The sequence below is a fragment of the Corallococcus praedator genome (assembly GCF_003612125.1).
Classification (GTDB): domain Bacteria; phylum Myxococcota; class Myxococcia; order Myxococcales; family Myxococcaceae; genus Corallococcus; species Corallococcus praedator.
Genome location: NZ_RAWI01000322.1, coordinates 1 through 10,998, shown reverse-complemented (window position 1 = coordinate 10,998; position 10,998 = coordinate 1). Strand labels below are relative to the sequence as shown.

The following is a 10,998-nucleotide window of genomic DNA, read 5'->3' as shown; positions in this document are numbered from 1 at the left end:
GCTTGGGGGGGGCCTGCTGGCCGCGTGTCAGGCGACCGTGCCGGTGGCCCCCGCCGTCCCCGTCGTGGGCTCCACGCCCGTGGGCCCCTTCGTCGCGGAGGCCCAGGCCCTCTTCGACGGCTGCGTGCCCGTGCCCTCCAGCGCCACGTCGCGCACGTACCGCTGCGGCGGGCTCTCCGTGTGGCTGGAGGAGATGACGGACGTAGGGGAAGCGCAGGCCGTGGAGACCGGGCATGCCCGCGTCCGGTCGCGCCTGGGCCTGCGGCTCACGGAGGTCACGGGGGAGCTGCCACTCGCGGGACGGTCGCATCCCTCCCTGCGGTTCGCGAAGTGCGCGGGCCTGAAGGGCGAGGAGCCCTGCCGCGCGGGCGGATACGTCACGGCGGTGACGACCTCGGCGGGGCGGGTGCGGCAGTTGGGGTGCGTGGCGCGTGACAACGCGCGCGCGGACCTGGGTCGGTGTCTGGAGTTGTTCGCTTACCTCTCCACGAAGGGCAATCCGGAAGGCGACGCGCTGTCGCCCTCCTCGCTCATCACGCCGCCCTTCCTGCCGTGGCGCGTCCTGGGCGTGCCGGAGGGCTGCCAGCTCGCGGACTCGACGACGCGCGCGGGGCGGATCCGCTGCGACACGTCCACGTTCTCCTGGAGCGTCTTCCAGCCGGTGCAGCCGGGCTCCGCCCATGTGGGGCGCTGGCGCGACCAGAGCGCGGAGGAGCTGCACGACGCGCTCCCCGGCGCGAGTCCGGTGGAGGTGCTGGACTGCTATGTGGAAGGCGTCGCCACGCGTTGCGCGCGCTTCACCGCGCCGTCTCCGGACGGGGGCGGTGACGTCGTCGTCTGGACGGGCGGGGTGGACTGGCAGGGGCAGGGCCTGTTCGCCGCGTGCAGCTTCCCCGCCAGGGCCTTCCCCTTTCCGGCCTCCTGTAACGGCGTGTTCGCTCCGCGCTGAAGGGACGTGGCGTCCGTGTTCATCCTGGAAGGCGTGTCCAAGCGCTTCGGTGGGTTGCAGGCCCTGCACCCGCTGTCGCTGACGTTGCCGAAGGGCGCCACCTCGGTGCTCATCGGTCCCAGCGGCTGTGGCAAGTCCACGCTGCTGCGGCTGCTCAACGGCCTCTCGCGGCCCGACACCGGTCGGGTCCTCTTCGACGGGCAACCCCTGGCCACGGAGGAGGACGCGCTGCTCGCCGTGCGACAGCGCGTGGGCTACGCGCTCCAGGGAGGCGGGTTGTTTCCGCACCTCACCGGCGCGCAGAACGTCACGCTGATGGCGCGACACCTGCGCTGGCCGGAAGCGCGGATCCGCGAACGGCTGGGCGTGCTGATGGACCTGACGCGCTTTCCCGCCGATGCGCTGGAGCGCTTCCCCGGACAGCTCTCCGGAGGACAGCGGCAGCGGGTGGCGCTGATGCGCGCGCTGATGTTGGATCCGGACGTGCTGCTGCTGGACGAGCCGCTGGGCGCGTTGGATCCGCTGGTGCGCCACGACCTCCAGGCGGACCTTCGCGGCATCTTCGAGCGGCTGGGCAAGACGGTGGTGCTCGTCACCCACGACCTGGCGGAAGCGGCCTATCTGGGGGACCGCATCGTGTTGATGCGCGATGGCCAGGTGGTGCAGCAGGGCACGCTGGAAGACCTGGAGTCGCGGCCCGGGGACGCCTTCGTCACGCGCTTCATCCAGGCGCAGCGTCCGCTGCCGGTGGGGAGGTCCGGATGACGCGGGCGGCGGTGCTGATGCTGTGGGTCCTGCTGGGACTCGGCGCGTGCGCGAAGCCGTCCGGGGAAGGGCCCGAGGTGCGCGTGGGCTCCAAGAAGTTCACCGAGTCCGTCATCCTGGGCGAACTCGTCACGCAGGTGGCGAAGGACGCCGGAGCGCAGGCGACGCACCGCCGGGAGCTGGGTGGCACCACGGTGCTGTGGGAGGCGCTGCGCCGGGGCGAACTGGACGTGTATCCCGAGTACACCGGCACGCTGCGCCAGGAGCTGTTCGCCGGTCGCTCGCTGCCCGACGACGCCGCGCTCCGCCAGGCGCTCGCGGCCGAGGGGCTGCGGATGAGCGCGTCGCTCGGCTTCAATGACACGTACGCGCTGGGCATGAAGGAAGCGGAGGCCGAACGGCTGGGCATCCGCCGCATCTCCGATTTGAAACAGCACCCGGAGCTGCGCGTGGGCTTCAGCAACGAGTTCATGGAGCGGGGCGACGGCTGGCCCGCGCTGCGCGATGCGTACGGTCTGCCCCAGCGCGACGTGCGCGGCCTGGACCATGACCTGGCCTACCGGGGCCTGGAGAGCGGAGCGCTCCAGCTCACGGACCTGTACTCCACCGACGCGGAGATCGCGGCCTATGGGTTGCGCGTGCTGGAGGACGACCGGCGCCACTTCCCCGCGTACGACGCGGTGTTGCTCTACCGCGAGGACCTGGAGGCCAAGGCGCCCCAGGCGCTCCAGGCGGTGCGCCGGCTGGAGGGGGCGCTGACGGAAGCGCAGATGGTGAAGCTCAACGCCCGCGCGCGGCTGGAGCGCGTGCCCGAGGCCCAGGTGGCCTCCGACTTCCTCCACGCGAAGCTGGGCCTGTCGACGGAGGTGCGCGCGCAGGGCACCGTGTCGCGCATCTGGCAGCGCACGCGGGAGCACCTGTTCCTGGTGGGCGTGTCACTGCTCGCGGCCATCGCGCTGGCCATTCCGTTGGGCGTCGTGGCCGCGCGCCGTCCCCGTCTGGGGCAGGCAGTGCTGGGCCTGTCGAGCGTCATCCAGACGGTGCCGTCGCTGGCGCTGCTGGTGTTCATGATTCCGCTGCTGGGCATCGGTTCGAAGCCGGCCATCGCGGCGCTGTTCCTCTACAGCCTGCTGCCCATCGTGCGGAACACGACGGCGGGGCTGGGAGGCATCCCGTGGGAGGTGCGCGAGTCCGCGGAGGCGCTGGGCCTGCCGGCGCGAGCGCGGCTGTGGCGCATCGAGCTGCCCATGGCGGCGCCGTCCATCCTCGCGGGCATCCAGACGGCGGCGGTCATCAACGTGGGCACGGCCACGCTGGGCGCGCTGGTGGGCGCGGGCGGCTACGGCCAGCCCATCCTCACCGGCATCCGCCTGGACAACGTGGGGCTCATCCTGGAGGGCGCCGTGCCGTCGGCGGTGCTCGCGCTGCTCGTCAGCGGCCTGTTCGAGCTGGTCGCGCGGGCGATGGTGCCCCGGGGGCTGCGCGTGCGGGGGTAGGGCCTCGCTACACCGGCTCCACGCTGGACGCGGGGGCCGGGGAGGGTTCGAAGCGCGGCGCATCCTCCGCGAGCCCCGCCGCGCACAGCCGCACCACGCACATCCACACGCAGTCGGCGAGCAGCAGGTGGATGAGCTGCATCGCCACCGGGGCCAGCAGCACCAGGTTGATGACGCCCGCGCACAGCTGCGCGACGTACATGCCGGTGAGCAGCATGGACGCGCGCTTCACCTCCGGCGACGGTCGCAGCCGGGTCACCCACCGGCCCACCAGCACCAGCAGCGCGCCCAGGCCCACCGCGAACACCGGGTGCAGCACGCGCAGGCGCAGGAGCACGTGCGCCGTCTCCGACATGTCCTGGCGCAGGCCGTCCGCGAGGCTGGTCGCGGGGAACAGCGTGTCGCCCAGCGCGGCCACCGCGCCGCTGACGCCCAGCACGCCCATGCCGGCCACCGCCAGGCCCAGCATCACGGCCACCGTGCCCTGGCCCTTGAGCACCATGCGCGCCCGGCCAGCAGCGGCCCACACCACCAGCGTCTGCGCGCCCACGAGCAGGAAGGTGTTGGTCAGGTGCACGCCCATCCACACCGCGCGCCACAGGGACGCGTTCTGCGCCACGTACTTGAGCAGCACGATGCCCGCGCCCACGAGTCCTTCGGTGAGCATGAAGAACAGCGCCCAGCCCGCGGCGTGCCGGGCCGGGTGGCCCTTGGGGACGGCGCGCCGGGCCCACACGTAGAGGGCGACGGCGAGCACCGTGGCCAGGCCGCTGGTGAGCCGGTGGGTGTATTCGATGAGGGTCTGGAGGGTGGGGGCGCGGGGCACCACCTCGCCGTTGCAGACGGGCCAGTGGTCGCCGCAGCCCGCGCCGGAGCCGGTGGCCCGCACGAACGCGCCCCAGAGGATGACGCCCAGCGTGTAGACGAGGACGCCCTGACTGAACCACTGGAAGCGGCGGGACGCGGCGGGATGGGTCATCGTGCCTGAGCAACTACCGCATCCCACCCGGGCAGGCCACCGCGCGAGGCCATCCGGCTGTCGGCTGCCCGCCATGCCCCCAACACCCGGCCTTATGGCGCCGGGTCGGACAGTCCCCAAGCCTGGGAGAAGTTGTTAGCGTCACCGCGTGCCCCGAGACCGCGAAGCGCCGCCTGCCTCCCCGTCCTCCCCCGATGCGGCCGAGCGCCTGCGTCGTCTGGAGGCGGCCATCGAGGAAGGCCGCGCGCGCAAGGACGCTGCCCTGGAGGCGTGGGTGCGCCGGATGGGTCGCCTGCCCACCGACAAGGAGCGCGACCGCTGGGAGCGCGAATGGGAGCGGGGCGCGGAGCAGGAGCGTCGCCGGTGGGAGAAGCAGTGGGAGCGCGAGTCGAAGGACGCCCTGCGCCGCGCGGAGCGGCAGTCCAAGCGCGAAGCCTACGTCTCCCAGCAGCAGGCGTACCGGAATGCGAAGCGCGCGGAGAAGGAGGCCCGTGAGGCGGCCTCGCGCAACCCGGTGGTGGGCGTGGGGCAGCTCATCGTGGCGCTGGCGTGCGTGGCCACCGTGGTCCGCTTCCCGCACCAGTACTGGTGGCTGCTGTTCGTGGCGCTGGGGTTCTTCAAGGGGGCCGCGAAGCACCTGCGCGCGCACAACAACCCGCTGCTGACGCGCGTGGAGGAGCCGGAGGCCCCGGTGCTGCCCGTCGCGCCGAAGGTGCCCGAGGCGCCGAAGGATCCGCGCCTCGTCCGCGTGGATGCGGTATGCGAGAAGCTGCTGGCGGAGTTCCGCGCGGCGCCGGGTGTGTTGCAGGAGTTCGTGCGTTCACCCGACCGCACCGTGCAGGACCTGCGCAAGAGCTGCCACGAATTGCTGCGCCGCGAGCGGGAGCTGCGCACGGTGGCCACGCCGGAGGACGTGCGGCGGCTGGGCGAGGAGCGCAAGACGCTGGAGACGCGCTGGGCCTCGGAGGAGGACAGCGTGGTGCGCGACCGGCTGCGCGCGGCGTTGCAGGTGCTGGATGAACAGGTGCGCCAGCGCGCGGAGCTGACCAAGGCGGCGGACCGCCTGGAGGCCGAGTACACGCGGCTGGCCTACACGCTGGAGAACCTCTACGCGCAGGTGGTGCGGGCGCGCTCGGCGGACACCGCGGACGCGGACGTGGCGGGCGCGGGCCTGCGCCGCAGCGTGGAGCAGCTGGGCGCGGAGGTGGACGCCGTCACCGAAGCGCTGGAAGAGGTGCACGGCGCGCCCATGGATGGCAGGGTGCGCACGCGCTAGTTCGGGCTGCTACTCGGCCGCGTGCTTCACCGGGGGAGGGCCTCCGGACGGTCCGGAGATGCGCACCGTCTTCGCGTTGACGAACTCCCGGATGCCCAGGTCCGCCAGCTCGCGGCCATGGCCCGAGTGCTTCACTCCACCGAAGGGCAGGCGCGCGTCGGATGCGACGAGCGCGTTGACGAACACCATGCCGGCCTCGATGCCATCGATGAACCGGCGCTGTTCGGCGGCGTCCTGCGTCCACACGCTCGCGCCCAGGCCGAACGGGGTCGCGTTGGCCAGCTCCACGGCGTGCTCCAGGTCGCGGGCGCGCAGCAGCGTGGCGACGGGGCCGAAGAGCTCGTCATGGAACGCGGGCGCCTGGGGCGGCGGGTCCGCCAGCACGGTGGGCGGATAGAAGTTGCCGGGGCCACCCTGGGGTTTGCCGCCCAGGAGCAGCCGGGTGCCGGCCTTCACGCTGGCCTGCACCTGGGCGTGCAGGCCCTCCAGGATGCCGGGCGTGGCGAGCGGACCCACGTCCGTCCTGGGGTCCATCGGGTCGCCGACGACCATGGTCTTCATGCGCTCCACGAAGCGGCGCTCGAACTCCTTGGCGATGGGCTCCGCGATGATGAAGCGTTTGGCGGCGATGCAGGACTGGCCGTTGTTGATGAGGCGCGCGGACACGGCGGTCTCCACGGCCTTGTCCAGGTTCGCGCTGGGCATGACGATGAATGGGTCGCTGCCGCCCAGCTCCAGCACGACCTTCTTGATGGCCTTGCCGGCGGCGGCGCCCACGGCGCGGCCCGCGCCTTCGCTGCCGGTGAGCGTCACGGCCTTGACGCGTGGATCCTCGATGACGCGGTTGACCTCCGCGGTCTCGATGAACAGGGATTGGAAGGCGCCCTCGGGGAAGCCGGCGTTGAGGAAGACCTCCTCCAGGGCGAGCGCGCACTGGGGCACGTTGGAGGCGTGCTTGAGCAGGCCCACGTTGCCGGCCATGAGGGCGGGGGCGGCGAAGCGGACGACCTGCCAGAAGGGGAAGTTCCACGGCATGATGGCGAGCACGGCGCCCAGGGGCTGGTAGCGGACGAAGGCGGTGTCGCCATCCACGTCGATGGGCACATCGCGCAGGAGCTTCTCCGCGCGGGTGACGTAGTAGCGGCATGCGGTGGCGCTCTTGCGGGACTCGGCCTTCGCGGCCTCCAGCGGCTTGCCCATCTCTTCCGTCATGAGGTGGCCGAAGCGGTCGGCTTCCACCTCCAGGATTTCAGCGGCGCGGCGCATCCACCGGGCGCGGTCCGCGAAGGACGTCTCCCGGTAGGTGCGGAACGTGTCCGCGGCCCGTTGCAGCTTGCGCTCCAGCTCTTCGGACGAGAGTGCCTCGAAGGTGCGCAGCGTCTTGCCCGTGGTGGGGCTGATGGTGGCGATGGCCATGTGCGGGTGCCTCCCAGGTGAGAGCGTCCCCGGGTGATAGCAGCCCCTCCGCCGCAGACAACGCCGACCGCGCCCGAGCGTACGCCTCAGGACGTGTGCTCAGGATTTCAGGATGACAGGCGACAGCGCATCCGACCTGAGCGCCGAGATGAAGGCGCCGAGGTTATCGGCCAGGGGGTGGAGGTTGTTCTCGCCCACTGGGGCATGCGCGTCCCAGTAGAAGACCCTTCCCGCATCGGCGCCCGCCACCGACAGGCAGATCTTGTCCGCGCCCTCAGTCGTCGCGATGGGTAGTAGCCCATGCGGAATGCGCTCCTGGAAGACCTCCAGGTTCCAATCGAGGTTGCAGGACTCGACGGGGTCCTTCAGTCCGAAGAACAGGTGGATCCGGCCAAGTGGGTTCCCCTTGAGCCCGTGGATCTTGAAGAGATCGCGCTCCGGCCTTCCGCCGTTGGTGGCCAGGAGGAACTCTCGAAGCGTGTGTGGGAGCTTGAACCCGCACCGTTGTTCAAATGAACGGAGGTCGTCCTCGCTCAGCGGCGGTCCGCCCTCGGTTGTTCGCACCAGCTGAGCCATCATGGACCTCCTGAGAAGCCGCCTGTATGCCCTGTCCGGGCGTGGATGGCTGTAGGAACCAGCTGCAGGGTCGTCCGGTCCTGATGGTGATGCCAGGTCATTCCCTTGGGTGTCTCTCTCAGGCCTGCTGCCTTGTTCGCGGCGGCAAAATCTCCAGCTCGAGACCCGGTGTACTCAAGTCTCACCTCGGCCTTGACGACCCCTGCTGCCTTGAAGTCAGGGTAGCCTTCCGCATCGAAGGGAACGCCCGTCACGGGGTGACGTTGACCCGCGAGATGCGCGTTCCGGATGGGCGTGTCGGTCGCGGATCCATTCGTGGAAGAGCCTTCTCGGATCCCGCCCCGTCCTGCCGCGGTCTTCGTCGGATGAGGTCTTGTCCGTCCTGGGTTCGCCTCCGCCAACAGTGCTTGCGCCTTCGCCGCGTTGCCCTGGGCTTCATACAGCGCAAGTACCCCTGCCTCGCCCCATTCGGCCGCGACGTAGGCGTTCTCTCGACTGGCACGGAGGTATTTGAGCAGGTCGCGAGCGGCGTCGATGCCCAGGCGCTCTTCGAGGCCTCCCAGCACCGCTTTCAATCCAGTCAGATCGAGCACCGGCTTCTGGAGTCGTGGCACCTGGAGAAGGGCACGCGCGCCCTTGCTGCCTGAGTACAGCGCGACCATCAGCGCCGCCGGTGCCAGCTCGCGCGTGGCCTGCTCATACCTTCCCGCTGCCAGCGAGGTCGCTCCGTGAGCTGTTCCTTCCACGAGATGGAAGAAGCCCAGGGGCACGCCAAACGTCAGGTGATCGAAGCTCCCCGACACCACGCTGGCCGGCGAGAAGTGCCGCTCCATGAGAGACCGCTCCACTTCATCGAGCGCCTGCCTGTAGGGAGAAGGGAGCTGCCCGTGCTTCGCGGAAAGGTCCAGATAGCGGGCCCCTGAACTCATCTCGCTGCTGGAGAGTGCATCCCGGCCGGCTCGGCCCAGACCTCGGAAGACATCACCGGTTCGCTCGGCACGCTCTGGGTGTTCCTCAAGTATCACGCCTCGCTGGCGCAACTGCTCGCGGGCCGTGGGCATGGCTCCCAGCGTCTCCGCGAGTTGCTTGTCCCGGGCCAGCAGGTCGAGCACTGCGCGCAGCTCGTCATCGAACGCGGAGTGGATGATGAAGAGTGCGAAGACCTCGGTCCTGGCCACGCCGAAGCGTTCCGTGCCGCTGACGAGAAAGGCCGCGCGCTTTCGATTGAGGACCCGGGCGGCCTTTGCATCCAGAGGACCCAGGGCCCCGAGTCGGACGGCGTCCCAGTCATTCATGGACTCCACCAGCCGAGGCATGTCCAGACCCCGCTGCATGGCAACGAATGCAGCGGGCGATGCGCACGTCAGGAAGGGCGCCAGGACCTCCGCTCTGGAGTCCGGGTCGGGCCAGTCGAGAGGTAACTCCTGACCGTGACAGTCCGTGGTGACTGCATCGCCCGAGCCTTGGGTCACCCATGAACTGTCAGGGTCGGGACCCAGCGGAGATGAGACACAGCTCGTGGTCAGTAGCGCGAGGCACGCCAGGACCATCCACCTGGGCTGGGGGGCCCGATGTCTCCTCTCACGCATCTGGATTCCTGGATGAAGGACTGTGCGACCGTCCCTGGGTGATAGCAGCCCCGTCTCTGGATGCCATGACCGAACGATGACGGAACCACCGGCTGCCCACGGCCAACGCCTTCCCAGGCCCGTGGTCCCATGGTGCCCGGTTCGCAAGGACAGACATGGAGGCTGTGCATGGGAATGGCCGTGGGAGGCCGGGGCGGAGTGAAGGCCGAGATCAACCTCACACCCCTGGTGGACGTGGTGCTGGTGCTGCTGATCATCTTCATGGTGGGTGCCCCCATGGACGAGCAGGGTAAGGACGTCACCCTTCCCACCGCCGCGCAGGGTGAGCACCGCGACACCCCGCCGGAGCCGCTCATCTTCTCCCTCACCGCCGACAAGGCCCTGTTCGTCGGGACCGAAGCGCTCCCCGACGCCTCGCGCCTGCAGGACCGCGTCCGCGAGGAACTGCTCGCGCACCCCGAGCGTCGCCTGCTCCTCAAGGCGGACGAAGCGCTGACGTGCGGCGACGTGCTCGAGGTCCTCCAGCGTTCGCGAGACGCGGGCGCATTGAAGGTGTCCCTGGGTGTCGCCGTGAAGAAACCGCACTGAGGACCCATCGCCATGCGCTCCAAACGCCAGTTCCTGGTGAAGCCGCAGTCCGCCCTCCAATCCGACATCAACGTCACGCCGCTGGTGGACGTGGTGCTGGTGCTGCTCATCATCTTCATGGTGGTGACGCCGCTGATGCGCCGCGAGTTCATGCTCCAGCTCCCTTCGGCGGAGGCTGCCTCCGCCAACGCCCCTCCGTCGAAGGAGCTGTCCCCGGGCCTCGTGCGGCTCACGGCGGAAGGGACACTGCTCCTGGAAGGGGAGGCCGTGAGCGAAGCGGACTACGTGCCGCGCCTGCGCCGCTTCCTGGAAGCCCGTCCCCGGGGACAGCGCGGCCTGTTCTTCCAGCCCGACGCGCGGGCGCCGTACGCGCGGCTGGTGGTGGCGCTCGACGGAGCGAAGGCTGCTGGGGCGGAAGGGCTGGGGCTCGCGGTGGAATCCCGCTGAGCCGGGCCTGGGACCTGGAGCCTGTCCGACACTCCCGCGCGAAAGCCGGTGGCGGGCTCCGGGTCCACGTCCTATGTCACGGCCATGTTACGCGGGCCGTGGCGGTGGTTGTCGGGTTGGGACGTGATGGTGACGCGGCCGCTGGCGCTGCTGTTGCTGGTGGTGGCGTGCGTCCTGGGGTTCGTCGCCCTCTCCGACGAGGTGCATGAAGGCGAAACCCAGGACATCGACGAGCGCATCGTGCGCTCCCTGCGCCGCGAGGAGGACCCCGCGATGCCCCGGGGCCCGTGGTGGCTCGCGGAGACCGCCCGGGACGTGACGTCGCTGGGCGGCGCGCCCGTGCTGTCGCTCATCACCGTGGCCGTGTGCGGCTTCCTGCTGGTGGCCCGGCGCTACCGCACGTCCCTGTTCGTCTTCAGCGCCACCGCGACAGGGTGGCTGCTCAACGGCGTGCTGAAGAACGTCTTCCACCGCCCCCGGCCCTCGGTCGTGCCCCACCTCACCGAGACCATGTCCACCAGCTTCCCCAGCGGCCACGCGATGCTGTCCGCCATCACGTACCTCACCCTGGGCGCGCTCCTGGCCCAGTTCGCCGAGCAGCGGCGCGTGAAGGTCTACATCCTGTCCGTCGCCCTGCTGCTGTCCGTGCTGGTGGGCTGCACCCGCGTCTACCTGGGCGTGCACTACCCCACCGACGTGCTGGGCGGCTGGGTGGCCGGCCTCGCCTGGTCCCTGCTCGTCACCGTGGCCGCCCGGAACGTGCGCCGCAGAAGCCCCGCGCTGCGCGAAGAGGCCCGCCGGCCGGTGGAATGAGCCTTGCGCCGAAGTCCGCCACGCATGAAGAAAGAGCCCCCACCTCCGCCGCCTCGCGCGTAGGGTCCGCGTCCTCCGTGTCCTCCTCCCAAACACAGCCCCGC

General features: G+C 70.5%; 11 protein-coding genes. 7 read left to right on the top strand and 4 right to left on the bottom strand.

What is annotated here, in order from left to right; translation table 11 throughout:
* From D7Y13_RS30830 to D7Y13_RS30820, 3 genes are all read left to right on the top strand, one after another.
* The coding region (locus D7Y13_RS30830; RefSeq protein WP_120630859.1) for a hypothetical protein at positions 1–949 on the top strand (949 nt) is incomplete at its 5' end.
* 15 nt (positions 950–964) lie between these two features.
* Positions 965–1,714, top strand: coding sequence for an ATP-binding cassette domain-containing protein (locus tag D7Y13_RS30825; protein ID WP_120535538.1), 750 nt, complete (start codon positions 965–967; stop codon positions 1,712–1,714).
* A complete protein-coding gene (locus D7Y13_RS30820) occupies positions 1,711–3,210 on the top strand; it encodes an ABC transporter permease/substrate-binding protein (RefSeq protein ID WP_233595558.1) in 1,500 nt (499 codons plus the stop codon). The genes D7Y13_RS30825 and D7Y13_RS30820 overlap by 4 nt, the downstream gene beginning before the upstream one ends.
* A 7-nt stretch (positions 3,211–3,217) precedes the next feature.
* Here D7Y13_RS30820 and D7Y13_RS30815 read toward each other — a convergent pair whose 3' ends face one another.
* Complete coding sequence (locus D7Y13_RS30815) at positions 3,218–4,189, bottom strand: COX15/CtaA family protein (RefSeq protein WP_120583767.1); 972 nt, start codon at positions 4,187–4,189, stop codon at positions 3,218–3,220.
* Between the two features lie 148 nt (positions 4,190–4,337).
* On the opposite strand from D7Y13_RS30815, the gene D7Y13_RS30810 reads away from it, so the two are divergent.
* Positions 4,338–5,465, top strand: coding sequence for a hypothetical protein (locus tag D7Y13_RS30810; RefSeq protein WP_120535532.1), 1,128 nt, complete (start codon positions 4,338–4,340; stop codon positions 5,463–5,465).
* Between the two features lie 9 nt (positions 5,466–5,474).
* Here the strand turns inward: D7Y13_RS30810 and D7Y13_RS30805 are convergent, their stop codons facing one another.
* The 3 genes from D7Y13_RS30805 to D7Y13_RS30795 all read right to left on the bottom strand — a co-directional run bounded on the left by D7Y13_RS30805 (position 5,475) and on the right by D7Y13_RS30795 (position 8,773).
* A complete protein-coding gene (locus tag D7Y13_RS30805) occupies positions 5,475–6,881 on the bottom strand; it encodes an NAD-dependent succinate-semialdehyde dehydrogenase (protein ID WP_120583768.1) in 1,407 nt (468 codons plus the stop codon).
* A gap of 99 nt (positions 6,882–6,980) precedes the next feature.
* Positions 6,981–7,460 (bottom strand): SMI1/KNR4 family protein, encoded by a 480-nt coding sequence (locus D7Y13_RS30800; RefSeq protein WP_233595559.1) that lies wholly within the window; start codon positions 7,458–7,460, stop codon positions 6,981–6,983.
* On the bottom strand, positions 7,457–8,773 hold the full coding sequence (locus tag D7Y13_RS30795; RefSeq protein WP_370451676.1) for an HNH endonuclease: 1,317 nt from the start codon (positions 8,771–8,773) through the stop codon (positions 7,457–7,459). Before D7Y13_RS30795 ends, D7Y13_RS30800 begins: the two co-directional genes overlap by 4 nt.
* Positions 8,774–9,214: 441 nt before the next feature.
* On the opposite strand from D7Y13_RS30795, the gene D7Y13_RS30790 reads away from it, so the two are divergent.
* From D7Y13_RS30790 to D7Y13_RS30780, 3 genes are all read left to right on the top strand, one after another.
* On the top strand, positions 9,215–9,634 hold the full coding sequence (locus tag D7Y13_RS30790) for an ExbD/TolR family protein (RefSeq protein WP_120583770.1): 420 nt from the start codon (positions 9,215–9,217) through the stop codon (positions 9,632–9,634).
* Positions 9,635–9,646: 12 nt separating this feature from the next.
* On the top strand, positions 9,647–10,081 hold the full coding sequence (locus D7Y13_RS30785) for an ExbD/TolR family protein (RefSeq protein ID WP_233595561.1): 435 nt from the start codon (positions 9,647–9,649) through the stop codon (positions 10,079–10,081).
* Positions 10,082–10,165: 84 nt separating this feature from the next.
* Entirely contained in the window at positions 10,166–10,894 is a 729-nt protein-coding gene (locus D7Y13_RS30780; protein ID WP_120535536.1) for a phosphatase PAP2 family protein, read from the top strand.
* Positions 10,895–10,998: the final 104 nt, after the last annotated feature.

What these genes read in the sequence shown, in the direction of transcription:
- D7Y13_RS30790 (WP_120583770.1), top strand. Translation starts at nt 9,215, where the DNA reads ATGGGAATGGCCGTGGGAGGCCGGGGCGGAGTGAAGGCCGAGATCAAC.
- D7Y13_RS30785 (WP_233595561.1), top strand. Translation starts at nt 9,647, where the DNA reads ATGCGCTCCAAACGCCAGTTCCTGGTGAAGCCGCAGTCCGCCCTCCAA.
- D7Y13_RS30805 (WP_120583768.1), bottom strand. Translation starts at nt 6,881, where the DNA reads ATGGCCATCGCCACCATCAGCCCCACCACGGGCAAGACGCTGCGCACC.
- D7Y13_RS30815 (WP_120583767.1), bottom strand. Translation starts at nt 4,189, where the DNA reads ATGACCCATCCCGCCGCGTCCCGCCGCTTCCAGTGGTTCAGTCAGGGC.
- D7Y13_RS30800 (WP_233595559.1), bottom strand. Translation starts at nt 7,460, where the DNA reads ATGATGGCTCAGCTGGTGCGAACAACCGAGGGCGGACCGCCGCTGAGC.
- D7Y13_RS30820 (WP_233595558.1), top strand. Translation starts at nt 1,711, where the DNA reads ATGACGCGGGCGGCGGTGCTGATGCTGTGGGTCCTGCTGGGACTCGGC.
- D7Y13_RS30780 (WP_120535536.1), top strand. Translation starts at nt 10,166, where the DNA reads ATGTTACGCGGGCCGTGGCGGTGGTTGTCGGGTTGGGACGTGATGGTG.
- D7Y13_RS30795 (WP_370451676.1), bottom strand. Translation starts at nt 8,773, where the DNA reads ATGCCTCGGCTGGTGGAGTCCATGAATGACTGGGACGCCGTCCGACTC.